The 22,697-nt window shown below is 64.7% G+C and carries 20 protein-coding genes, 1 tRNA gene and 1 pseudogene; 7 read left to right on the top strand and 15 right to left on the bottom strand.

Annotated elements, in window-relative coordinates; all coding sequences use genetic code 11:
* The 8 genes from rbfA to ACPTTF_RS07725 all read right to left on the bottom strand — a co-directional run bounded on the left by rbfA (nucleotide 1) and on the right by ACPTTF_RS07725 (nucleotide 11,226).
* Entirely contained in the window at nucleotides 1-399 is a 399-nt protein-coding gene (gene rbfA, locus ACPTTF_RS07760) for a 30S ribosome-binding factor RbfA (protein ID WP_423370795.1), read from the bottom strand.
* 114 nt (nucleotides 400-513) lie between these two features.
* On the bottom strand, nucleotides 514-3,447 hold the full coding sequence (gene infB, locus ACPTTF_RS07755) for a translation initiation factor IF-2 (protein ID WP_423370794.1): 2,934 nt from the start codon (nucleotides 3,445-3,447) through the stop codon (nucleotides 514-516).
* 91 nt (nucleotides 3,448-3,538) lie between these two features.
* Nucleotides 3,539-5,014 (bottom strand): transcription termination factor NusA, encoded by a 1,476-nt coding sequence (nusA, locus tag ACPTTF_RS07750; RefSeq protein WP_166964061.1) that lies wholly within the window; start codon nucleotides 5,012-5,014, stop codon nucleotides 3,539-3,541.
* Nucleotides 5,014-5,472: a ribosome maturation factor RimP gene (gene rimP / locus ACPTTF_RS07745; RefSeq protein WP_011351796.1), complete on the bottom strand. Its 459-nt coding sequence runs from the start codon at nucleotides 5,470-5,472 to the stop codon at nucleotides 5,014-5,016. The genes nusA and rimP overlap by 1 nt, the downstream gene beginning before the upstream one ends.
* A 459-nt stretch (nucleotides 5,473-5,931) precedes the next feature.
* Nucleotides 5,932-7,698: a 23S rRNA pseudouridine(2605) synthase RluB gene (rluB, locus tag ACPTTF_RS07740; protein WP_423370793.1), complete on the bottom strand. Its 1,767-nt coding sequence runs from the start codon at nucleotides 7,696-7,698 to the stop codon at nucleotides 5,932-5,934.
* Nucleotides 7,699-7,758: 60 nt separating this feature from the next.
* Nucleotides 7,759-8,790: an SMC-Scp complex subunit ScpB gene (gene scpB, locus ACPTTF_RS07735; protein ID WP_423370792.1), complete on the bottom strand. Its 1,032-nt coding sequence runs from the start codon at nucleotides 8,788-8,790 to the stop codon at nucleotides 7,759-7,761.
* 272 nt (nucleotides 8,791-9,062) lie between these two features.
* On the bottom strand, nucleotides 9,063-10,265 hold the full coding sequence (locus ACPTTF_RS07730; RefSeq protein ID WP_423370791.1) for a pyridoxal phosphate-dependent aminotransferase: 1,203 nt from the start codon (nucleotides 10,263-10,265) through the stop codon (nucleotides 9,063-9,065).
* A 58-nt stretch (nucleotides 10,266-10,323) separates the two neighbouring features.
* Nucleotides 10,324-11,226: a LysR family transcriptional regulator gene (locus ACPTTF_RS07725; RefSeq protein WP_166964054.1), complete on the bottom strand. Its 903-nt coding sequence runs from the start codon at nucleotides 11,224-11,226 to the stop codon at nucleotides 10,324-10,326.
* A gap of 431 nt (nucleotides 11,227-11,657) precedes the next feature.
* Between ACPTTF_RS07725 and ACPTTF_RS07720 the strand changes: the two are divergent.
* Nucleotides 11,658-12,053 (top strand): annotated as a pseudogene (locus tag ACPTTF_RS07720) (transposase); the annotation flags it as partial.
* Between the two features lie 201 nt (nucleotides 12,054-12,254).
* Entirely contained in the window at nucleotides 12,255-12,506 is a 252-nt protein-coding gene (locus tag ACPTTF_RS07715) for a hypothetical protein (protein ID WP_423370790.1), read from the top strand.
* Nucleotides 12,507-12,702: 196 nt separating this feature from the next.
* On the opposite strand, the gene ACPTTF_RS07710 is transcribed toward ACPTTF_RS07715, so the two are convergent.
* Nucleotides 12,703-13,020 carry a hypothetical protein gene (locus tag ACPTTF_RS07710; RefSeq protein ID WP_011351791.1) on the bottom strand — a complete coding sequence of 106 codons (318 nt, stop codon included), beginning with the start codon at nucleotides 13,018-13,020 and terminating at the stop codon, nucleotides 12,703-12,705.
* Nucleotides 13,021-13,176: 156 nt separating this feature from the next.
* Between ACPTTF_RS07710 and ACPTTF_RS07705 the strand changes: the two genes are divergently transcribed.
* The 3 genes from ACPTTF_RS07705 (at nucleotide 13,177) to ACPTTF_RS07695 (ending at nucleotide 14,786) form a co-directional block, all read left to right on the top strand.
* Entirely contained in the window at nucleotides 13,177-13,893 is a 717-nt protein-coding gene (locus ACPTTF_RS07705) for a YdcF family protein (RefSeq protein ID WP_423370789.1), read from the top strand.
* 220 nt (nucleotides 13,894-14,113) lie between these two features.
* Nucleotides 14,114-14,392 (top strand): hypothetical protein, encoded by a 279-nt coding sequence (locus tag ACPTTF_RS07700; protein WP_011351789.1) that lies wholly within the window; start codon nucleotides 14,114-14,116, stop codon nucleotides 14,390-14,392.
* A 136-nt stretch (nucleotides 14,393-14,528) separates the two neighbouring features.
* Nucleotides 14,529-14,786, top strand: coding sequence for a hypothetical protein (locus ACPTTF_RS07695; RefSeq protein WP_011351788.1), 258 nt, complete (start codon nucleotides 14,529-14,531; stop codon nucleotides 14,784-14,786).
* Nucleotides 14,787-14,826: 40 nt separating this feature from the next.
* Here ACPTTF_RS07695 and ACPTTF_RS07690 read toward each other — a convergent pair whose 3' ends face one another.
* The 4 genes from ACPTTF_RS07690 to ACPTTF_RS07675 form a co-directional block, all read right to left on the bottom strand.
* Complete coding sequence (locus tag ACPTTF_RS07690; protein ID WP_423371854.1) at nucleotides 14,827-15,117, bottom strand: putative quinol monooxygenase; 291 nt, start codon at nucleotides 15,115-15,117, stop codon at nucleotides 14,827-14,829.
* Between the two features lie 526 nt (nucleotides 15,118-15,643).
* Nucleotides 15,644-16,852: an outer membrane protein assembly factor BamC gene (bamC, locus tag ACPTTF_RS07685; protein WP_423370788.1), complete on the bottom strand. Its 1,209-nt coding sequence runs from the start codon at nucleotides 16,850-16,852 to the stop codon at nucleotides 15,644-15,646.
* A gap of 140 nt (nucleotides 16,853-16,992) precedes the next feature.
* Nucleotides 16,993-17,069: transfer RNA gene (locus ACPTTF_RS07680), tRNA-Pro, on the bottom strand.
* 167 nt (nucleotides 17,070-17,236) lie between these two features.
* Nucleotides 17,237-17,950 carry a methyltransferase domain-containing protein gene (locus ACPTTF_RS07675; protein WP_423370787.1) on the bottom strand — a complete coding sequence of 238 codons (714 nt, stop codon included), beginning with the start codon at nucleotides 17,948-17,950 and terminating at the stop codon, nucleotides 17,237-17,239.
* A 390-nt stretch (nucleotides 17,951-18,340) separates the two neighbouring features.
* Here ACPTTF_RS07675 and ACPTTF_RS07670 point away from each other — a divergent pair, with 390 nt between their 5' ends.
* Complete coding sequence (locus ACPTTF_RS07670) at nucleotides 18,341-19,156, top strand: tyrosine-protein phosphatase (RefSeq protein WP_347814787.1); 816 nt, start codon at nucleotides 18,341-18,343, stop codon at nucleotides 19,154-19,156.
* Between the two features lie 344 nt (nucleotides 19,157-19,500).
* Entirely contained in the window at nucleotides 19,501-21,711 is a 2,211-nt protein-coding gene (locus ACPTTF_RS07665; protein ID WP_423370786.1) for a hypothetical protein, read from the top strand.
* Nucleotides 21,712-21,792: 81 nt separating this feature from the next.
* Here ACPTTF_RS07665 and ACPTTF_RS07660 read toward each other — a convergent pair whose 3' ends face one another.
* Together ACPTTF_RS07660 and ACPTTF_RS07655 are read right to left on the bottom strand one after the other, a co-directional pair.
* Nucleotides 21,793-22,206, bottom strand: coding sequence for a MerR family transcriptional regulator (locus ACPTTF_RS07660; RefSeq protein WP_423370785.1), 414 nt, complete (start codon nucleotides 22,204-22,206; stop codon nucleotides 21,793-21,795).
* A 60-nt stretch (nucleotides 22,207-22,266) separates the two neighbouring features.
* Nucleotides 22,267-22,653 carry an integration host factor subunit alpha gene (locus ACPTTF_RS07655; protein WP_034190156.1) on the bottom strand — a complete coding sequence of 129 codons (387 nt, stop codon included), beginning with the start codon at nucleotides 22,651-22,653 and terminating at the stop codon, nucleotides 22,267-22,269.
* Nucleotides 22,654-22,697 lie beyond the last annotated feature (44 nt).

Raw genomic sequence — 22,697 nt, 5'->3', positions numbered from 1 at the left:
TCAGTCGTCCTTGGTGGCCGCGTCGGCGTCGTCGTCGTCCTTCGCACGCGTCGAGTTCGCTTCCTTGATCAGGCGCGACATTTCCACGGCCTTCTCGATCGTCTGGTCGTAGTGGAAATGCAGCGTCGGCACCGTATGGATGTGCAGGCGCTTGAACAACAGGTTGTGCAAGTGACCCGACGCGTGATTCAGCGCTTCCTGCGTCTTGGCCGGATCGCCGGTCAACGCGGTGAAGTAGACCTTCGCGTGCGCATAATCCGGCGTGAGTTCGACGCTCTGGATGGTCACGATGCCGACGCGCGGGTCCTTGACCTCGCGCATGATGAGTTCGGACAGATCGCGCTGAATCTGATCGGCGATCTGCACGTTGCGATTGGGGGAAGTACGTTTCCTGGACATGATCGATCCGTGATCCGTTTATCAGGATGAAGCGGCGGCCAGTGTTGGCACGCCACCATGAAAATGGGCGGGACAGGCCCAAGCCTGCCCCGCCCATGAGCCGATGCGCGAGGGTTACAGCGTACGCGCGACTTCGGTCACTTCGAAGACTTCGAACTGGTCGCCTTCGACGATGTCGTTGAAGTTCTTCACCGACATACCGCACTCGAAGCCTTGCTTCACTTCCTTCACGTCGTCCTTGAAACGCTTCAGCGATTCGAGTTCGCCCGTGAAGATCACGACGTTGTTGCGCAGCACGCGCACCGACGACGAGCGCTTGACGATACCGTCCGTCACCATACAGCCGGCGACCGCACCGATCTTCGGCACCTTGAAGACCTGGCGCACCTCGACCATGCCGGTGATGACTTCGCGCTTCTCCGGCGCCAGCATGCCCGACATTGCCGCCTTCACCTCATCCACTGCGTCGTAGATGATGTTGTAGTAGCGGATATCGATGCCATTCGACTCGGCCAGCTTGCGCGCCTGTGCATCCGCACGCGTGTTGAAGCCGATGATGACAGCCTTCGATGCCGTTGCGAGGTTGACGTCGTTTTCGCTGATGCCACCCACCGCGCTGTGCACGATCTGCACGCGCACTTCGTCGGTCGACAGCTTGAGCAGCGACTGCACGAGTGCTTCCTGCGAGCCCTGCACGTCCGCCTTGATGATGAGCGGCAGGTTCTGCACTTCGCCTTCGCCCATCTGCTCGAGCATGCTTTCCAGCTTCGCGGCCTGCTGCTTCGCCAGCTTAACGTCGCGGAACTTGCCCTGACGGAACAGGGCGATTTCACGCGCCTTGCGCTCGTCCGGCAGCACGATCACTTCTTCGCCCGCGCCCGGCACTTCCGACAGACCCTGGATTTCGACCGGGATCGACGGGCCGGCTTCCTTCGCCGGCTTGCCGTTCTCGTCGAGCATCGCGCGCACGCGGCCGTAGGCCGTACCCGCCAGCACGATGTCGCCGCGGTTCAGCGTACCGGACTGCACGAGGATCGTCGCGACCGGGCCTTTGCCCTTGTCGAGCTTCGCTTCGATCACGATGCCCTTGGCCGGCGCTTCGACCGGCGCCTTCAACTCCAGCACTTCGGCTTGCAGCAGCACGTTCTCGAGCAGATCGTCGATACCCGCGCCCGTCTTGGCCGACACCGGTACGAACGGCGAATCGCCACCGTACTCTTCCGGCACGACGCCTTCCGCAACCAGTTCCTGCTTGACGCGATCGAGGTTCGCGTCCGGCTTGTCGATCTTGTTGATCGCCACGACGATCGGCACACCACCCGCCTTCGCGTGGGCGATGGCTTCCTTCGTCTGCGGCATCACGCCGTCGTCGGCTGCCACCACCAGCACCACGATGTCGGTCGCCTTCGCGCCGCGTGCACGCATTGCCGTGAACGCTTCGTGACCCGGCGTATCGAGGAACGTGATGACGCCACGCGGCGTGTCGACGTGATAAGCGCCGATGTGCTGCGTAATGCCGCCCGCTTCGCCAGCGGCAACCTTCGCGCGGCGGATGTGGTCGAGCAGCGAGGTCTTGCCGTGGTCGACGTGACCCATGACCGTGACGACCGGCGGACGCGGCAGTTGCTCCGCATCGGTACCCGTTTCGCCTTCGACGAGCAGCGCTTCCGGATCGTCCAGCTTCGCGGCAACCGCGCGGTGGCCCAGTTCCTCGACGATGATCATCGCCGTTTCCTGGTCCAGCACCTGGTTGATCGTGACCATCTGGCCCATCTTCATCATCACCTTGATGACTTCGGAGGCCTTGATCGACATCTTGTGCGCGAGATCGGCAACCGACACGGTTTCCGGCACGTGCACTTCACGGACGATCGGTTCGGTCGGCGCCTGGAACGTCGAGCTGTCCTGATGACGGCCGCGACCCTTCGGGCCGCCGCGCCAGCCGCGGTCGACGCCGCCGCTCGAATCGCCGCGCGTCTTGATGCCGCGGCGCTTCGACGCATCGTCCTGCCAGCCGCCCTTGCCTGCGCCCGGCTTCTTGTTGCGGTCGCCCGCGCCTGCCGGCGCTTGCGTCGTTGCCGGTGCCGCACCGGCCGGCTTCTTCACGGCCGGACGCGCCTGCGCACCTTCCGGCTTTGCCGGCTTGTGCAGCGTGCCCTTCGCTTCGGCCGGCTTCGGCGGTTCGACCGGCTTCGGCGGCTCGACTGCCTTGACCACGGCCTTGCGCGGCGTGTTCATCATTTCGCGAATCGCACGCGCTTCGGCTTCTGCCGCCGCACGACGCTTGCTGATCTCTTCCTGCTCGGCGCGCGCCTTGTCCGCCGCCTCGCGGGCAGCGTCTTCAGCCTTCTTCGCCGCTTCGCGCTGCGCCGCACGTTCGGCGGCTGCGCGCGCTTCGTCCTGCGCGGACTGCGCGGATTGCGCCGATTGCGCAGTCTCCGCTTCCTGTTCGGCTGCAGCAGCCTGCTGTGCGGCTGCCTGCTGCTGTGCCGCCGCAGCTTCGGCCGCGGCACGCTTCGCTGCCGCTTCTTCCTCGGCGCGACGGCGCTCGGCTTCAGCCGCTTCCTCACGGGCACGACGTTCCGCTTCGTCGCGCTCGAGGCGTTCCTGACGCTCGCGCAGTTCCTGCGCCTGCTTCTCGAGCAGCTCGGCCTCGCGGCGCGCTTCTTCTTCGCGACGCTTCAGTTCCGCATCGTCGTCCGCTTCGGCGACCTGTGCCTGACCCTGTTCCGCACCTTCGGCCACGTCGTCTCGCTTGACGAACGTACGCTTCTTGCGGACCTCGACCTGAATGGTGCGAGCCTTGCCCGTCGCGTCAGATTGCTTGATCTCCGACGTATGCTTGCGGGTCAGCGTGATCTTGCGCTTGTCGCCGTCGGTTGCGCCGTGCGACTTGCGCAAATGATCGAGCAGACGCGCCTTGTCCGTTTCGGACAGCGCATCGTCTTCACTCGCTTTCTGGACGCCCGCTGCCTGCAGCTGTTCGAGCAGCACACCAGCAGGCATTTTCAGTTCCGCGGCAAATTGGGCTACGTTGTTACTCGCCATTCATTCCTCTTAGTGCAAGGACCGATTCCTTGCGGTTAGCATCGGGTCAGGCCATACGGCCGCCATCAAATCAGTGCGCCATGGTCATTTCTCACTGGAACCAGTGTTCACGTGCTTTCATGATCAACGCCTTAGCGGCATCCTCTTCCATCCCGGTCATGTCGACCAGTTCATCCACAGCCAACTCGGCGAGATCGTCGCGCGTCTGCACGCCGTGTTCGGCCAGCTTCGCGAGCAACTCCGGCGTGATGCCGTCGAGGCTCTTGAGATCCAGCGCTGCGTTCTCGACCTTTTCTTCGTTCGCGATGGCCATCGTCAACAGCGCGTCGCGTGCGCGGTTGCGCAGTTCGTGCACGGTGTCCTCGTCGAACGCTTCGATTTCAAGCATTTCGTTGAGCGGCACGTAGGCGATCTCTTCCAGGCTCGTGAAGCCTTCGTCAATCAGGATGTCGGCAACTTCTTCGTCGACGTCGAGACGCGCCATGAACAGCGCACGCAGCCGGTCGCGCTCTTCACCCTGCTTCAGGGCGGACTCGTCCGGCGTCATGATGTTGATCTGCCAGCCGGTCAGTTCGCCTGCAAGGCGAACGTTCTGACCGCTGCGGCCGATCGCGACAGCCAGCTCGTTCTCGTCGACGACGACGTCCATCGAGTGCTTTTCTTCATCGACGACAATCGACTGGACGGCTGCCGGCGCGAGCGCGCCGATCACGAACTGGGCGGGATCCTCCGACCATAGCACGATGTCGATGTTTTCGCCACCGAGCTCGTTGCGCACGGCCTGCACGCGGGAACCGCGGATGCCAACGCAGGTGCCGATCGGATCGATCCGCTTGTCGTACGCGATGACGCCGATCTTCGCGCGCACGCCCGGGTCGCGGGCAGCCGCCTTGATCTCGAGCAGGCCCTGCTCGATTTCCGGCACTTCCATCTCGAACAGCTTCATCAGGAACTCGGGCGCCGTACGCGACAGCTCGATCTGCGGGCCGCGCGCGGTGCGGTCGACCTTCGCGATGTACGCGCGCACGCGGTCGCCCACGCGCAGGTTTTCCTTCGGGATCAGCTGATCGCGGCGCAGCAGCGCCTCGACACGGCCCGATTCGACGATGAAGTTGCCCTTGTCGAGGCGCTTCACCGTACCCGTCATGATCTTTTCACCACGCTCGAGGTAGTCGTTCAGGATCTGCTCGCGCTCAGCGTCGCGCACCTTCTGCAGGATCACCTGCTTCGCGGCCTGCGCGCCGATGCGACCGAATTCGATCGACGGAACGGGTTCCTCGACATACTCGCCGACTTCGACGTCGGGCTTCTGCTCACGTGCTTCGAACAGCAGGATCTCGCGATCCGGCTCCTGCAAACCCGCCTCGTCGGGCACGACGAGCCAGCGACGGAAGGTTTCGTGCTCGCCGCTTTCGCGATCGATATGGACGCGGATTTCGGCGCCTTCGTCGAACAGCTTCTTGGAAGCAGATGCGAGCGCGGCCTCGAGGGCGCCCAGCACCACATCCTTTTCGACGTTTTTCTCGCGCGCCAGCGCATCCACCAGCATCAACACTTCGCGACTCATTATTTGCGGCTCCTAAAGTCAACTTGCGGAATCAGGCGGGCTTTGTCGATATCGGCCAGCGTGAAATCCAGCATGGCCGCCTCGCCCTTCTTCCCTTCAAATTCCAAACCGATCGTTTCGCCATTCGGCGCGTGCAGAATGCCCCGGTACGTCTTGCGCCCGTCCAGCGGCTTTTTCAAGGTCACGGAAACTTCGCTGCCAGCGAAGCGCTCGAAGTCGGCCAGCTTCTTCAACGGGCGGTCGAGCCCCGGGGACGAGACTTCGAGCCGTTCGTAATCGATGTTTTCGACCGTCAAGACGTGCTGGAGCTGACGCGTGACCTTTTCGCAATCTTCGAGCGAGATGCCGGCAGGCTGATCGATATAGATGCAAAGCATGCCGCGCCCGGTGCGCTCGAGATCCACCAGCTCGTAGCCGAGCCCGGTGACCGTGGTTTCTATCAGTTCCGTCAGTTGCACTGTGTCCTCTCAGGTGTTCGCGCCCGCCGCTCGCGATTACACCCGCGGGCGCGCGCCTTAGCCGGCGCAGGAAGCGCTACCCGAGATGCCTAACCGTTTCAGCAAAAAAAAATGGGCGGAACGCCCATCTTCTTACTGGTGGTCGCACCTGAGCCGCACATTGAATCCGTACGCCCAGCGACTCCGCGATTATAGCGATTTTTGGCGCAAACGCCAAGCCAGCCGGTAAAAGCAGCGTGTCGCCCGCCTTTACCGACCCAAAAATCCGAAATCGGGTTATCCGATCAGCCAGCACCATCCTGCCAGGCCGGAGATCGGTCATGCCGGCTGCGATGCAGCGGCACGCGACATATATATAGTCGAAAGCGATCAGCGCGATACGCCGTGGCGGCAAAATCGGCGGGATGCCGATCGGGCCGGCACGCCGGCGGCTTTGCGCCGCCGTGCGCCAATGCGCGTTTAGCGGCTGCGCGTACGGCTGCGCTGCGGGCGCTGGCCGCCGCGCGGACCACCGCCACTGCCGGCGCCTTCAGCCCGATTGCCGTTCGGATTGCGATTGCCGCCACCCTTGCTGCCGCCGCGCTTGCCGCCCGCGCCTTCGCGCTTGGGGCCCGCGCCGTACGATGCGCGATTGCCGTCGACATCACGGCCGCCGCCTGCGCGGTTGCCGTCGCGGCCGCCAGTACCCCGGTTGCCGTCACGACCACCGCCGGTACGGTTACCGTAGCCCGACGGCGAAACCGGCAGGCTGCCGTAGCCGCTCAGGCCCGGCAGGCCCGGCGCACCGCGACGGCCGCCACCGCGACGCGGCTGATCAAGCTGCCCGTGCGTCGTCAGCACCGGCTCACGACCGATGAAACCCATCGACGTCTCCATCGGATCGGGCTGGCGGCGCTCGGTCTGGCCGGCACCGCCGCGCTTGCCCTTCTCCTCGGTCGGCGCCTTCAGGCCGACGGTCGCCATCAGCGTGCGCACTTGCGCGTCGTCGAGCTCTTCCCAGCGGCCGCGCTTCAGGCCGCGCGGCAGCGGGATCGGGCCGTGACGCGTACGGATCAGGCGGCTCACCATCAGGCCGACCGCCTCGAACATCCGGCGCACTTCGCGGTTGCGGCCTTCGGCCAGCGCGACGTGATACCAGTGGTTCGTCCCTTCGCCGCCGCCATCGCGGATGCGCAGGAAATTCGCCGGACCGTCATCGAGCTCGACGCCGTGCAGCAACTTCTGCCGCATCCCTTCCGCCAGCTCACCGACGACGCGCACCGCATACTCGCGCTCGACGCTGTAGCGCGGATGCATGAAACGGTTCGCGAGGTCGCCCGAAGTCGTCAGCATCAGCAGACCTTCGGTATTGAAGTCGAGGCGGCCGACCGCAAGCCATTTCGCCGTCTTCATCGGCGGCAGGCGATCGAACACCGACGGACGGCCTTCCGGATCCGCGTGGCTGACGATCTCGCCAGTCGGCTTGTGGTACAGCAGCACGCGCGGCGGCTTGTTCGGCAGCTTGCGCTTGACCGGCTTGCCGTTGATCCGCACCTGATCGGTCGGCATGATGCGCTGGCCGATGTGCGCGGGCTCGCCGTTCACCGACACGCGGCCGGCAACAATCAGCTCTTCCATTTCGCGGCGCGAGCCCATGCCCGCCTCCGCCAGCACCTTGTGAAGCTTCGGCGCGTCGTCGTCCGGCGACAGCACGCGCTTGTTGGCCGGCTGCTGGTTGCGGCCGCGACGCAGCATCGGCGCTCGTACACCGCTACCGCCCGCGGAGTTGTCCGCGTCGAATGCCGGGGACGTCACGTAGGCGAACAGTTCGTCCTCGGACGCGTCGCCTTCCGCCTTCGCCGCGCCACCTTCAGTCTTCGATGCACCGCCGCGACGGCCCTGGCCACCCTGGCCGCCCTGGGCCTTGGCCGCACTCTCGCGCTTGCCGGCCGGCTTGCGGCCGCCCTTGGCCGCACCTTCCTTGCGCGGCGCACGCGCCGGCTGCTGCGCTTCAGCGGCTTCGGCCGGCTGCGCGTCAGCACCTTCACCGCCCTGCGGCTCGCCTTCGGCGCCCTTCGACTTGGCTGCCGCGCGACGCCGCGCGATCAGGCTGCGCGGGCCTCGCCGCAGACCGCGGCGGGGACGCTCGTCGCCACCCTCGGCCGAAGCGCCCTGCTCCGGTGCATCGTCGGCACGCGCTGCCTGCACGGCAGGCGCGGACGACTCAATATCGTGGATATCTGTCAAAACAACCTCAAAATGTCAGGTCTCGCGCCCGGCGCGGGCGCGGCAAGAAGTTGGCCGCGATCAGGCGCGACGCTGTTCAGGTTCTGCTTCGTCGTCCGGCAGCGCGTCGGCACCGATGGGTGCACTGGCGCTTCGTACGGCATCGGCGAGACTGTCGGACGTGTCGTCCAGCATCTCGCCGTCCGCAGGACGGGAACGGGGGGCGTCGGCTTGTCCAGCCTCGCCGGGCATGTCGCCGGCCGCTTCCGCTCCGTCTCCGGCAACCGCTTCGGCAGCCGGCTTGCGATCTTCCTCGCTCCAATCCGCATGCAGCGGCTCGGGCTGCACACCGGTTGGCACTGTTTCGGCACCAGCCTGTTCCAATTGTTCCGTTTGCCCGCGATCAGCATCGAGCGTATCGCGGCTCGCGATTTCCTGCGTCGACACGACGTCCGCCGCGAAACCACCCGGCAATCCTGCCGACTGGTCGACGGATGCCTCGCCCGCCTGCGGCGCGTCGCCCGCTGCATCTTCGGCAATCGCCATGTCCCCATCGAAATCCATTGCCTGCTGCGCCAGCAGCGCGGCCTCGATGTTCGCTGCGGGCTCTTCGAGCGCAGGCAGGTCGTCGAGCGCCTTCAGGCCCAGGTCGTCGAGGAACTGCTTGGTCGTCGCATACAGCGCCGGGCGCCCCGGCACGTCGCGATGACCGATCACTTCGATCCAGCCCCGATCCTCGAGTTGCTTGACCACCTGCGTATTGACCGTGACGCCGCGAATCTCTTCGATGTCGCCGCGCGTGACGGGCTGCCGGTACGCGATGATCGCGAGCGTTTCGAGCACCGCGCGCGAATATTTCGGCGGCTTCTCGGGATGCAGGCGATCCAGATAGTGACGCATCGCCGGCTTGCTCTGGAAGCGCCATCCGGTCGCCAGCGCCACCAGTTCGACGCCGCGGCCGGACCAATCCTGTTTCAGATCTTCGAGCAACGTGCGGACCGTGTCAGCCGACACGCCGTCGGCAAAGAGCTTGCGCAAATCGCCGAGCTTCAGCGGTTCCTGCGCGCAGATCAAAGCAGTCTCGAGGACGATCTTCGCCTCTTGGGTATTCATGCAGCTAGGCCAGACCCTGTGGTCAAACGAACCGGATCAATAAACAGACGAAATGAACGGAAGACGCGCTCGCCCGATTCTGATCGGTCATATTGATGGGAGCACGAACCGGGGGCGGCGAACCAACTTCAGGTCAGGCCCAAACCGGACGGAACAGCACGGCTCAACGACGGAACCGCGTGACTGAGCGCCATATTACGCAAAATTGCCCGGTGCGTAAAGATGAGCCGAACGGGTTGCCGCCAGCGCGCCGATTCCGCTCCGGCCCCGCTTCAGCGGGCGCCCGCTCCGCGCTCGAGGAACCGGCGCAGCCGCTCGACGCCCGCGTCGAGTCGTGCCGGATCGCACGCGTAGCACCAGCGCACGAACCCCTCCCCCTCCGGACCGAAGGCGCGGCCGGGCGCAAGGCCGAGCCCCGCGTCGCGCACCAGCGTCTTGCAGAATGCCAGACTGTCGGCCGCGCCCGGCAGGCGCAGGAACAGGTACATCGCGCCCGGCGGTGGCGGCACCTCGACACCCGGCAGGGTGCGCAGCGCGGCAACCAGGTGATCGCGCGCGTCGCGCAGAGCCGCGACGAGCGACCGCACGAACGGCTCGCCATCGCGCAGCGCGACTTCACCTGCGGCCTGCGCGAAACCTGGCGCACACGACGTGTTGTATTCGACGAGCTTCGACAGATCACCCATCACCGTCGCCGGCGCAATGAGCCATCCCAGGCGCCAGCCCGTCATCGCCCACGCCTTCGAAAATGAATTAACGACGACGACCCGCTCGTCGCGCGACGCGATGTCGAGGAACGATGGCGCGCCGCCCGCGCCGAACGCGAGCCGCTCGTACACCTCGTCGGCAACCAGCCAGATGCCGTGGCGGCGGCAATGGGCGAGCACGGCTTGCTGGTCGTCGCGCGACATCGTCCAGCCGGTCGGATTGTTCGGCGAATTGATCAGCAACACCCGTGTATCGGGCGTCAGCGCCGCAAGCAGCCGCCCGATATCGAGCTGCCAGCCCGCATCGCCATAGCCGAGCGGCACGCATTCGACCTGCGCCCCGAGAATCTTCGGAATCTCGACGAGATTCGGCCACAGCGGCGTAACCGCGACGACGCGCTCGCCCGGACCGACCAGCATCTGTGCGGCCAGCATCAGCGCGCTCACGCCCGAACTCGTCACGGCCACGGTGTCGGCCGCCGTCGCACCGTGACGGGCGCTGACGTAGGCCGCAATCGCGTCGCGCAGCGGCGCGGTACCGAGGTTGTGCGTGTAGAAGGTTTCGCCATCGCGCAGCGCCGCCGCAGCGGCATCGCGGATGAAGTCCGGCGTCACGCGATCGGATTCGCCGAACCAGAACGGCAGCATGTCCGGCACACCAAAGCCGGCGTTTGCCACTTCCCGGATCAGCGACGGACGCAACGCGCGCACCGCGTCGCGCGCCGCCGGCGCGCCGGCCACCGGAAGAGAATCTTCGTAATGCGCCATCGAGAACCACCTTCGAGGAACACGATCCGCGTAGTGTACCGGCGCGCGTCGGTACGCGTCAGTCGAGATCCTCCGCCCTCGCCGGCATCTGCCGCACGAGTTCCCAGATCGCCTGCGCAGCCGGCGACAACGACCTGTCGCGGCGGCGCACCAGCTCGACCGTGCGTTCGGTGCGCGGCGTGAGCGGCCGCGCGACGAGCGTCGAGCCGGCAGGTAGCGGCAGCGACAGCCACGGCTGCACGCTCACACCGACGCCGGCCTCGACGAGCCCGAACACGGTCGCCGAATGCCCTAGCTCCTGCATGACCGTCGCGTTGACGCGATGGGCGGCCAGCGCCGCATCGATCAGCGGCCGGCTTCCCGACGCATGATCGAGGAGCACGAGTCGCTCGCCGTCCAGCGCCGTCCAGGGCACCTCGGCACGCGCCGCGAGCGGATGGTCGGCGCGCGCGACAAGGCAGAACGAATCGGTCATCAGCGGCTCGCAGACGAGATCGGCAATCGTGAGCGGCCCGATCACGACGCCGAAATCGACCTCGCTCGACTTCACCTTGCGCAAGACGTCGCTCTGCACGTCGTCGCGCAAGCCCAGCGTCACGAACGGGAACTGGCGCTCGCACGACGCGACCACGCGCGGCATCAGCCGGCATGCGATTGTCGGGCTGGCCGCGACGATCACGCGCCCCCGGCGCTGCTCGCCGATCTCGCGAATCTCGCGCAGCGTGTCGTCGAGATCGTCGAGCAGACGAGACACGCTCGCGATCAGGTTCGCACCGACATCGGTCAACTGCACGTCGCGCGTCGTGCGGTCGATCAGTTTCAACCCGAGCTCGGCCTCGAGCTCGCGCACGCAGCGGCTGACCGCGGACTGCGTGAGCCCGATTTCGTCGCCCGCGCGACTGAAGCTCTTGAGCCGCGCGACCTCGATGAAGACGCGAAGCTGGCGCAGCGTGACGTTCATTTCCTGACCTCATCAATCGGCGATATCGATGCGCGATTTTAATGCGCGAATCCGGCCTCGATGTGCGAATCAGGCACCCGCCCCACATGTTTCGCTGCGGTGCAATACATACGCGAACGCACGTGGCGCGGGCGAACTGCACAAGATTGGTGATTGTCCCGATTTGCTGGCGGGTTATTTTGGCGTCTTATACGCCCCTAGCTGACTTAGCCGTTAGCTCGCTGCCAAGCGGCTCTCAAGGGAATTACCTCCGACATGGCACGCTTCGTGCATAACCTGGCGCACAGGGCGCAGGTTTCGTCGGACGGAAGAGCAGAAACGCCGCTGCCGGCCAACCGGACGCCCCCACCCGGCACTCGACGATCGAGTGCTTGAAGAGTGCGCGGCGCAGGGCAGCGCACCGGAGTTAGCTTCGCTGAGGTGAGGACATGATGCTGTTCGACGATTTGAGAGATAACGAGTGGGCGCTGGTCGAGGGTCTGTTTTGCTCGGAACCCGCACGGAGTGAGCGGCGCGGCCGCCCCCGCGTGGAAGCCCGCTCGGTGGTGAACGCCGTGCTGTGGGTGCTGTCGACGGGCGAAGGCTGGTCGAAGCTGCCGGGCCGCTATCCGTCGCCGCCGACTTGCCGCCGTCGCTTCGACGAATGGCAGGCGGACGGCACGCTCGCCGAAATCGTGAAGCGACTCGGCACGAGCGGCCGGCAGATCTCCCTGCGCGGGCGCATCGGTGCAAGCGCTGCGAAGCCGCCCGCACCGCCGAGCCGCGACCGGCTGCGCGGCGCATTCTGGACCAATCCGGAATCCTGGCGCGCGCCCGTCAAGATGGCGTAACGAATGCTCGATCGGGCGGCTTCGGCCGCCCGGTTTCATTCTGCGACGCGGCCTGTTCGCGACGCCTGCGTTGCCGTCGATTACCGCTGTCGCACCGCGATACATCTATTTACCAATATTTACAGCAAGCCTGCACTCCCACGCTTACCTTAGCGACATATCAACAGGCCGCGCCGACGGCTTGAAGGGAGCCCCGCCATGAAACCAATGTCACTGCTCGTTGCATGCGGCATTGTCATTTCCCTGGCGTTGTCCGCTCCAGCCCACGCCGACGATCGCGCGAAGCCGCCCCATCGCCAGCAGGACCACCGGAACACGCTCCGCCAGCCGCCGTCCGCCAACCCGCCCAGTCGGCAGACCGTGCCGCGCGGAGACCTGCGCGGCGACATCGCCAGCAATGCGCGCGCGCGCACCGGCTCGCAGCCGTTGGACGCACCGCGTCATCCGTAGTCCTGCCAATTTCAGGATTTCGCCAAAGAAAATGCCCGCCGCCGGGAACTGCGCCGCATACGACGAGTCACAACGTTGCCATGAGCACAGCGTGGCAACAGCAAAAGTATCCGGTACGCCCGTATCCTCGTGATACGGGCTTTTTTTTGGGGCATCGCCGGCCGCGCGGCGATGCGCGCGGCGGGACGATCGGCCGCTACAGACGGCTTTCGAGAATCGCCACGGCACTCGCTTCGCTCAATGCGTAGTCGGCCATGCGGCGATCAGTCCAGGAAAGTAGTTTCTCGTCGCGCTCGAGGCGCGAGAATTCGGCTCGACCGCTTTCGGTCAGCACGGCAATGTCGACCGGTGCGTGGAAGCCCGGCGCGGGTGCAACGGTTTTCTGCCTGACCGTGTCCATCAGCCCGAGCGAACGGAGATACTCGAACACGCCCGGGCGGCGTGCCCACGGTACCTGGCGGTACTGCACTCGTCTCAATGCGTCGAGCACCGCTTCGTTGGAATACGTGGCCATCTCGATTCTTTCTTAAAGTGCAGCGACAATGCGAAGCGGCGCGCCGGGCGGGTCTCCGCCCGCCGATACCGCCACCGATTCTGGAGGCCGACGTTCGGCGTCGCGTCAGGGCCGGATCGTCAGCCGTCCATAAAAAGACACCATACCCCAATCAAATTGATTCTGTTCGATTCATTTGTACTTCTCTTCATCTGTTTCATGCTCTGCCGCAAGCGGCGGAGAATCATCTCGATCGCCGCCGTTGCGCTGTTCTGGCTGCTCGCGACTGGCTGGCTCACCGCGCCGCTGATCGCCTGGACCGAGGCGGGCGTCGTACCCGTCGAGCACCCGGACATGCACGGGCGGACCACGTTGATTCTCATCGGCGCGGGGACGCAGCGCACCGACTTCGGGCTGCGGCCGCCACCTGACGGAGCCGCCCGCATCCACAAGATCGCGGCGCTCTACCGCACCTGCCGCCAGCAGGCCGAGCACTGCACCGTCGTGATGTCGGGCGGCGACCCGCAGCATCACGGCGAAACCGAGGCGGCTGTCTACGGGCGACAGCTCATCGCGGAAGGCATCGCTCCCGCGAACCTCGTTCTGGAACCGGATAGCCGCACAACCTACGAAAATGCGGAATTCACTGCACCTATACTACGCTCACAGTATGACGACGCACGCATTCTCGTCACTTCGTCATACCAGATGCGCCGCGCATTGCTCGATTTCCGCCGTTTCGGGATCGACCCGCAGCCCGTTTATGCGAATCGCCGGCGCGCGCAAACGGGCTGGCTGCCACGCTGGCGCAATGTGGCCAACGCCGAGCAGGCGCTGCACGAACTGGTCGGCATCGCGCAATTCCACGTTTATCGATGGCTCGGGTGGTTCTGAAGGCTGCGGGAAACCGGAGCGGAAATGACTGCGGCGACGACGATGGCAGGCGCGTGACGAAGTGTGCGAAGTGTTGCGCGACTTCAACGGGGCCTTGCGTCGCGCCGCGATCCGATGCACATTGATCCGTCACTTTTGTTACACTCGACACGCACTCGATTGCAGTCGCCAGACAAAACGGCAACACTCGGGTTCATCACCACTTAGCGGAGGTAAAGCAATGAAGAAGACGTCCCTGGCTATCCTGGTAGCGATGTCGGCGCTGACTGGCGCAGCGTATGCGCAAGAGAGCACGGAAATCAAGACGATTACCGATCCGGCCAAGATCTCCGAGATCGAGCAGCGCGCACAGGCGCTGCAGCAGCAGCAAGCGGCCGAAGCCGCACAGCCGGCGATGCAGGAAGAGCATCACCACGGCAAGAAGGCTGCTCACCACAAGGCTGCCGCGAAGAAGGCCGGCAAGAAGGCTGCCAAGGCCGCAGACGCTGCCAGCCAGTAAATTCGGCGGCACCGCACAAGCGAAAAGCCGAATCCGGGCAACCGGGTTCGGCTTTTTTGGTTGCGGCGCCCGTGCGCTGTGCTAAAGTCGCGCACCGAAATTTTCCACCCGTGCGCACCCCGGTGCGGAGGACAGCATGAGCAACATTCAACTCGACATCGAGTGGACCGAAGCCGCCACTCGCCAGATCAAGCAACTGATGCCCCGCGGCTCGGCCGACGCGTTCCTCGCGCTGCCGCCGATCGAGTGCCTGCCGATGGAGGGCGATGTGCTTTTCCTCGGCCCGCAAGGCAAGCAGCAACCGTTCATCGTCGCCGAGCGCCAGTATCATCACGACGGCGACGCCGACTGGACGATCATCCTGATCCTCGACGTCCCCAGCACGTCGCACTGACACACTCCGCGACCGGACACGTCCGGTCGCCCCACCCGGCTCAGACGAGCTTCGACAGCACGCGGATTTCGGAACGCTCGATCCAGTTCGCGGCCGCTTCGCGATAAGCGAGAATGTGCGCGGAGCGCGCATGGGCAGCAAGCGCCTCCTCGCTTTCCCAGCGCTCGACAAATACGAACCGCGCCGGCTCCTTCAGGTCACGGTGCAGGTCGTACTGCAATGCACCTGCTTCGTTGCGGGTCGGCTCGACGATCCCTTCGAGCTGGACGCGCAACTTCTCCTCGGCGCCCGGCTTCGCCACGATCAGCGCCACGACTGCAATTTCCGCCATTCCGCCTCCCTTCATCTGGAAAAGTCCGAGAATACGCGAATCGTGCGTCGACTGCGTCAGCACGGCACCGCACGACGGCCCCAAAAAAATAGCCCGCGCTTCAGAGAAGCGCGGGCGAAACCGTCGCCCTACGAGGATAGGCGACGGGGCCATCGAGATCCGCACGCTGGCGCGGATCATCATCAGTTGCGCCGACGCTGGTCACGCCGGCATTCGAAGACGTCGATACCGTTGATCGGGCGTTCGCGGCGCACCCCCGGTATCTGACGCCATCCTCCCTGTTTCAACAATTCCAACATATAAAGCAGGTTGCGTGCCAGCCAAAGCAAGCCGGCCACCCTATTGATTTATAAGGACAAATTTTTAACCGACGACAATACGGCATGTGTTTTGCCGCCGTAACGCGCGGATGTTACGTAACGTCACGAGGAGGGACCGAACCTCCGGCTCACGTGTGCGCCGGCGAGCGGCCATGAAAAAGCCCGCCATGCGGCGGGCTTTTCACTGGTGCGGAGAAACGCCGAAATCAGCGGAGCTGATTCACGAGCAGCCCCATGATCTGGCGAGCGGGTGACGACGCGTCGATCGCACCCGAATCGTCTACGACCGCCACACGCGTCTGGTCGGCCGTGAGCGCCTTCACGTTGACACGGTACTGCTTCGCCTGCTTTTCCTTCTTGCCGTGGAACAGCTGACTCCAGAAGCCTTGCTCAGCCGAAGTCAGATCCTTCGGATCGACATAGCGCACGAAATATAGGCCCTTCGAACGATCGCGATCGTCGACCGTGAAGTTCGCACGGTCGAGCGCGAGACCGACGTGCAGCCACGACCGGTCGTACGGCTCGCCAAGCGTGACTTCCGACGGCACGGCCGCGTCGGCCGCATCGTTGCCTTGCGCGGACGTGCGGCTGACGTTTTGCGCGGCAATCGCTGCAGCCGCCTTCGACGATGCGTCGGTGTCCGCCTTCTTGTCCTTCGGTACCGTGTTGTCCTTGATGTTCGCGATCGGCGGCTCGCCATTCTTCGCGCGCTGCTCGTTCTGCGCGAGCACGGCCATCAGCCGCTTCAGGTACTCGGTCTCGAGTGCCGGATCGTTCGGCTTCGCTTCCCACTTGCTCGAATCGTTGTTCGAGCCCGTGATCGCTTCGCGCATCCCCTTCTGGCTGATGAACACGTAGGTGCCGCCATTCGGCGCCGAATCGAGACGCGTGCGGTACTTGTTGCGCTCAGCCGTCACGTACGAGTTGCCCATCGCCTTCGAGATCACGCTGCGGATCAAGCCATCGTTGATCTGCGGATGGGTTTCGTTCCAGTCGGTTTCCATCACGCCCTTGTCGCGCTGGTCGACGACGAGCAGGAAGCCCTGCTCCTGCCAGAAGCGACGGACCTGCGGCCAGACGTCGGCAGGCTGCTTGCCGTCGATCACGAGCCAGCTCTCGGTGCCGTCGCGCTGGATATGCATGCCGGTCACGGCCGGAGCAACCGTGTCCAGCGCAGGCGCCGCCTGCTGGACCTGCTGAAGCGCAGACAGGGAAGTCGCGCCGCCCTGGGGCGGCAGCGAACGCTGATCGGCCGTCTCGTCGAGCATGTTGGGCGGCACTGCGAGCGACGCTTCCTTCGATTTCGAATCGCTCTTGTAGTCCACTTTCGTGGGCGACGACGTACCGCAACCGGCAACGAGCGCGCCGGTGGCGAGCACTGCAGCGAACCGCATGGTAAGACGAAGATCAGTCATGTTCGGGGAATCCTCTTCCGCTAAATCACGGCGCTTTCCGTGGATCAACCTTGGATTTTACCGGGGCCGCGCCGCGATGTGCAAAAAAGCGACCGGCAAGAAAAAACCCGCGTCAGCCTAAGCCGACGCGGGTTCTTGTCTGGTCGGGGCGAGAGGATTTGAACCTCCGACCACCTGCACCCCATGCAGGTACGCTACCAGGCTGCGCTACGCCCCGAAAGAAGAAAAGTATAACAGAGACTTTTCCGATTTAGAATCGGGTCGCATGCATTTTGTGAATGTTCTTGTGAAATTTTTTGGCGTGACGACCCAGATGAAACCAATGCCGCGCATGACATAGCGACCTGCACAGCGGCCGCATGGCCCCGCATCGCATTCACGGCTTCACGGCTTGCGTGCGACACAGATGACCGTCAACCCGGCGACGCGATTGAAGCGGAACATCGGCAACTCGATGCGGCAGATCGTCTTGAGCAGGCCGTTGACGAGCGGATGGTGACGGCGCAGTTGCGATGCCGGCTCGCGCGGTTGCCGACGCACCCGCTCGCCGAGCCGCAACGCGGCCGCCAGTGGAAACGTGAGACCGAAGTAATAAGCGCCGTGCTCGACGTCGAGCCCCGCGCGACGCACCACATCCTCGAGACTGCCCAGCGTATATCGGCGCTTGTGTTCGAGAAAATCGTCATGTCCGCTCCAGAGGAACTGGAACGCGGGAACGGTGATCAGGAACCGGCTGCCGGGAGGCGCGCCCGTCACATAATGCGCGAGCAGACCGACATCGTCGTCGACATGCTCGAGCACGTCCATCAGCAACACGAGATCGGCATCGAATCGATCGAGGGAGCGCCGAAAGTGGATGGGCTTGCCAGCCGTCTCGCCATCGGTATCGTCGGCGTAGCTCGTATCGACACACCACGCCTCCGACGCCTGCGTACGCTCCAGCAAGTGCTTCGAGAAGAAGCCGGAGCCTGCACCGACGTCGAGGATCCGGTTCGCGCCCGCCCCGCCCAGAAACCGTCGGATCGCACTCGCCTTCGACGCGTAGTACCAGTGATCGCCTACCCCCGCACCCAGTACGTCGACTTCCTTCAGGTCCATGGCGCTTCCCCGTGATGGCTACCGTGTTGTGATCGAACCAGCCACTGATGCCGATCTTACCTCGCCGTCAACACCGATCGCATCCGTTGATGCACGGCCCGCGTCGGCGATCCGCATGCGTCTCTCATCAAAAAGGACGATGGACGATTCACCGTAAATCGCTACCGTGCGGTTAGCCGGCGCGAGATCGACGCGCCCGGCGAACCGTCCGACTGCATGCCGATCGATCCGGCCCGCCCGGCTTTGCCGCGTTGCGCGAGACAGGAGGCGGCTTCGGTCACCCCGCGGTCGCGACGTCCTGTAACCGTCTTCGACAAAGGGCATTGAATGCATCAGAAAAACGAAATCTCCCGTCGACAATTTCTCCGGCTGAGCGCCGGCACGATAGGCGTGGCGCTGGGGAGCACGTCCCTGCTATCGGCATGCGGCGGCGACTCGATCTCGGTCGCACCGGTCACGACGCCGCGGCTGGCTTCGGCACCGAACTTTCGCGACACGGCCGGGCCGGACGGCACCGGCTATGCAACGACCGGCGGCGCGAAGATGAAGAAAGGCGTGATCTATCGCTCGTCTGCGCTCGCACTGTCCAGCACCGACGTCGCGACCGTCGGCACGCTCGGCATCAAGCAGATCTGCGACCTGCGCACGCCCGCCGAAATCAAGACGCAACCGGATGTGACGCTCGCCGGTGCCGCCTGGCAAAACCTCAACGTGCTCGGCTCCGCCAGCATCGATCCGCTCCCGACCAGCGGAGCAACCGCGACCGCTTTCATGCTGCGCATGTACCGCGCGTTCGTGACGTCGGACACCGCGCATGCGAGCTATCACGCGCTGTTCGCCGGCTTCGCCGGCACGGGTGAAAACCTGGTGTTCCATTGCACGGCCGGCAAGGATCGCACCGGCTGGGCAACCGCCATCCTGCACACGATCGTCGGCGTCCCGCAGCAAACGATCGTCGACGACTACCTGCTGACCAACGCGTACAGCGCAGCCGAAATCGCCGCCTCCGTCTCCCAGGCCCAAAAAGCCGGAGGACAAAATGCAGCAGACATGATGACCGCACTGCAAGGCGCGCACGCCGACTATCTGCAGGCGGCATTCGATCAGGTCACCGCGTCGTACGGCTCGATGGCGTCGTATATCGCGAACGGCCTGCAACTCGACCAGGCAACGCTGAACGCAATCCGGCAGCACATGCTGGTCTGATCCACCGGCAAGCCGCTTCGACGGGGCCGGATCGCATCCGCGTTTCGACCGCAGCGGCCGCTGCACCTCGTATCCGGAAGAACCCGCACCGGCCAAGGCTGGAGCGGGTTTGCGCGGCGCAACGACTGCCGCCGCCGACCGGCCGTGCAAACCAAACGACCGTTTGATCCGGTCGCCCAATCACCCCGAATCCGTTGTCCCGCAGCACGCCGCCCCACCCTGCCCACGCGCCCGTTGTTTGGTAACGCCGCTCTAGCGCGCTATGCCACACTGCACGGCGTCGACGCTCGTGCCGTGCAATGGCGCGCACCGCTGTCGATCACGACAAGACATGGAGACAGACGATGCGGAATGCGGTCCGGCGCGGCCATCGCTCGCCTTTGGCAATTTTCGACTGGATTTCCGGCCCGCAACGCGCGGCCCGCCCCATCTCGCCGAGGACATCCCGCGTGTTCGGCTGCGGCATGCTGGCGCTCACGCTGGTGTGTGCCGGTTGCGCGGAATCGTCGGCGCAGCGTGACGGCAACGCGTCGGTCGCGTCGACGAAGATCGAACGCACCAAAGCCGAACGCCTCGCGCGCGAACAGCAGGTCGCACGCACCGTGCCGTCGCTTGCATCGATCAGCCTGACGCAACCGCGCCCGTTCACGTTGCGCGACTCGGGCCAGAACGGCGCGATGACGTTCCTGCGCGACGTCGATTTCCGCATCGTCAACAACCTCGGCTTCTTCATCCATCAGTTGTCAGCCACGCTCGTGCCGACGCAGGCCGGCGCGCCGATCGTGTTCGACGATCCGACGAGTTTCGAGATCGACGTACATGAAGGCACGGTCACGCTCGACAACGCGAAGCTGACCGCGCTCTTCAGCACCTACATCTTCGGCTACCGCAATGCGCCGCTGCGCAAGCTCGCCGTGTCGGCCGGCGACGGCGTGATTCACCTGCAAGGCGAGATGCAGCGTGACGGCTGGGTGCCGTTCTCGCTGACCGGCACGCTTGCGATCCGCGACGGCAGCCAGCTCGTGTTCCATCCGACGGGTGTGCGCGTATCGGGCATCAACGCGCAGCCGGTGATGCGCGCGGCCAACGTGAAAATGGCCGACCTGCTGAAAGTCCAGACGCCGATCGCACAACTCGCCGGCGACGATCTCGTGATGTCGGTCGACAAGCTGATGCCGCCGCCGCGCCTGAAGCTCACGATCACTGCGGTGCGCGTGACGCCGGCCGGCCTCGATCTGAAACTCGACGACGGCACGCATGCCGGCTTCGCGATGCCCGCGAATGCACCCCAGCAGGCGATGTACATTCGCGGCGGCGACGTGAAGTTCATGCGCTCGATGCCGATGAATGCGGACATCGTGATCGGTCCGGTCGATCCGGCGAAGCGTGACCAGGCTTTCGTGTTCGACCTGTATCACTATCGCGACCAGGTGTCGGCCGGCTACTTCAATTTCGACGAAAGCGGTGCGATGGCGATCCGGATGCCTTCGTACGCGGGCCCGGCCAGCGGCGCACTGCTCGGCAACGCAGCCGCGCGCCTGAACGACAGCTTCCTCGCCGCGCAGCAGACTGCGCTGCGCGACGTACGCCAGCACTGGGAAGCCTACGCACTGGCGGCAAACGTCGCTCACCCGGGCATGCAGAAGGTCGCGATGCGGCGCACGTCGACCACGCCGTTCAACGAACGGCACGTGTCGAACCGCAACCCGACGATCCATCTGCGCAACGTCGACTTCAACCTGTCCGGCGATATCGGCTTTCACGTCGAGGATCTAGACGTGGAACTCGTATCGAAGCGCCCCGGCGAACCCGTCGATCTCGACGACCCGAACCAGTACGACATCCGCATTCTCGGCGGCACAGTCGTCGAGTCGTGGAAGGCGATGTCCGCGCTCTTCAACAACTATCTGCTCGACTACTCGCCGCGCTCGCTCAACGACCTGCAACTGAGCGCGGACGGCACGAACCTGCGTGTCCAGGGCGGCATCAAGCTGTGGAACCACGTACCGGGCGTCTGGCTGCCGACCGACATGAAGGGCTCGCTGTCCGTGCTCGACGACCGGCACCTCGCGTTCAAGCCATCCCAGGTATCGGTGCTCGGCATTCCGCAGGCGAAGCTGCTGCGTTCGCTCGGCATCGAACTCGCTTCGTTGACGCCATTGCAGCGTCGCGGTGCGGAACTGCGCGGCGACACGCTCGTGCTCGACCAGTACACCGTGTTCCCGCCACCCGTGCTGAACGGCAAGCTCGGACAGGCAACCGTCGAGCGCGACGGGCTGCGCCTCACGTTCAGGCGCGTGGCAGGTTCGCCCGCGCCGCAACGGCCGCAGATCGACGCGCCGAGCTACATGTGGATGGAAGGCGGTGACATGAAGATGTTCAACGTGCTCGAACTGAACGTGCGCGCACTGATCAGGAATTCGGCGGAGGCTGGTCCGATGCGTTTCGACCTGTACGGCTATCGCAGCCAGGTTGCGCAGGGCTCGGTGCGGATGCTGCCGGACGGCACGCTGGTCGTCGACATGGGACAAAAGAATCCGCTCGCATCGCGTTGATGCGCGTGCCCGACATCCATGCAAAAAGCCCGGTGGCATGTCGCCAACCGGGCTTTTCATTTCATTCTTCGCGCTTCGCGCTCAGTCGTGCTTCAGTCCGTCGATCACGTCGAGCAACGCCTGCCGCAGTGCAGTGACGTCGACGGTTGCGCCCGGCTTGCCCGGCGTGCGCGCATCAGCAACCTGTGCCTCCGGCTCGACGGGTGCCGCTGCGGCCCGCTCGCCGCCCGGCGAATCGAGCCGGTTGCGCGCACCGTTGATCGTGAATCCCTGCTCGTACAGCAACTCGCGAATCCGCCGGATCAGCAGCACTTCGTGGTGCTGGTAATACCGACGATTGCCACGCCGCTTCACCGGCCGCAGTTGAGTAAATTCCTGTTCCCAATAACGCAGCACATGCGGCTTGACCCCGCACAGTTCGCTGACTTCACCGATCGTGAAGTAGCGCTTCGCGGGAATCGGAGGCAAGACGACTTTCTCAACCGTAGTGGTCATCGTCGGTTAACCGTCGGTAAAGGGTGCGCGGCGGCCGCGCGGGACGTCAGCGCGCGGGGCTTACTCCGCGCCGTTTTCGACCAGCGCCTTCAGCTTCTGGCTCGCGTGGAAGGTTACCACCCGGCGGGCCGCGATCGGAATCGCCTCGCCCGTCTTCGGATTGCGGCCCGGTCGCTGCGGCTTGTCGCGCAACTGGAAGTTACCGAACCCCGACAGCTTGACGCTTTCGCCGTTTTCGAGCGCGTCGCGGATCACCTCGAAAAACGCCTCGACCATGTCCTTCGCTTCACGCTTGTTCAGCCCGACGCTGTCGAACAGCAGCTCCGCCAGCTCCGCCTTCGTCAGCGTGGGCGTCTCGGGGGACGCCGGCGCCGAAGCGTCGCGGTTCATGGCGCTGCGTTGCGCCGTCAGGAGGGCTTCGAATTCACTCGAGGTCATGTCGTTCATATCTGCCATACAGCGCGTTAAATCAAAACTTACGATCGGAAAAG

Origin of the sequence: Burkholderia crassaminum, from assembly GCF_964265005.1 — a bacterium.
Lineage (GTDB): Bacteria > Pseudomonadota > Gammaproteobacteria > Burkholderiales > Burkholderiaceae > Burkholderia.
The sequence above is the reverse complement of the archived record's forward strand: the minus strand, read 5'-3'. Positions and strand labels throughout refer to the sequence as shown.

Excerpts from the sequence above, each read along its gene's own strand:
- rbfA (WP_423370795.1), bottom strand. The coding sequence starts at position 399 with ATGTCCAGGAAACGTACTTCCCCCAATCGCAACGTGCAGATCGCCGAT.
- infB (WP_423370794.1), bottom strand. The coding sequence starts at position 3,447 with ATGGCGAGTAACAACGTAGCCCAATTTGCCGCGGAACTGAAAATGCCT.
- nusA (WP_166964061.1), bottom strand. The coding sequence starts at position 5,014 with ATGAGTCGCGAAGTGTTGATGCTGGTGGATGCGCTGGCGCGCGAGAAA.
- scpB (WP_423370792.1), bottom strand. The coding sequence starts at position 8,790 with ATGAATACCCAAGAGGCGAAGATCGTCCTCGAGACTGCTTTGATCTGC.
- ACPTTF_RS07730 (WP_423370791.1), bottom strand. The coding sequence starts at position 10,265 with ATGGCGCATTACGAAGATTCTCTTCCGGTGGCCGGCGCGCCGGCGGCG.
- ACPTTF_RS07725 (WP_166964054.1), bottom strand. The coding sequence starts at position 11,226 with ATGAACGTCACGCTGCGCCAGCTTCGCGTCTTCATCGAGGTCGCGCGG.
- ACPTTF_RS07715 (WP_423370790.1), top strand. The coding sequence starts at position 12,255 with ATGAAACCAATGTCACTGCTCGTTGCATGCGGCATTGTCATTTCCCTG.
- ACPTTF_RS07710 (WP_011351791.1), bottom strand. The coding sequence starts at position 13,020 with ATGGCCACGTATTCCAACGAAGCGGTGCTCGACGCATTGAGACGAGTG.
- ACPTTF_RS07700 (WP_011351789.1), top strand. The coding sequence starts at position 14,114 with ATGAAGAAGACGTCCCTGGCTATCCTGGTAGCGATGTCGGCGCTGACT.
- ACPTTF_RS07695 (WP_011351788.1), top strand. The coding sequence starts at position 14,529 with ATGAGCAACATTCAACTCGACATCGAGTGGACCGAAGCCGCCACTCGC.
- ACPTTF_RS07690 (WP_423371854.1), bottom strand. The coding sequence starts at position 15,117 with ATGGCGGAAATTGCAGTCGTGGCGCTGATCGTGGCGAAGCCGGGCGCC.
- bamC (WP_423370788.1), bottom strand. The coding sequence starts at position 16,852 with ATGACTGATCTTCGTCTTACCATGCGGTTCGCTGCAGTGCTCGCCACC.
- ACPTTF_RS07675 (WP_423370787.1), bottom strand. The coding sequence starts at position 17,950 with ATGGACCTGAAGGAAGTCGACGTACTGGGTGCGGGGGTAGGCGATCAC.
- ACPTTF_RS07665 (WP_423370786.1), top strand. The coding sequence starts at position 19,501 with ATGCGGAATGCGGTCCGGCGCGGCCATCGCTCGCCTTTGGCAATTTTC.
- ACPTTF_RS07660 (WP_423370785.1), bottom strand. The coding sequence starts at position 22,206 with ATGACCACTACGGTTGAGAAAGTCGTCTTGCCTCCGATTCCCGCGAAG.
- ACPTTF_RS07655 (WP_034190156.1), bottom strand. The coding sequence starts at position 22,653 with ATGAACGACATGACCTCGAGTGAATTCGAAGCCCTCCTGACGGCGCAA.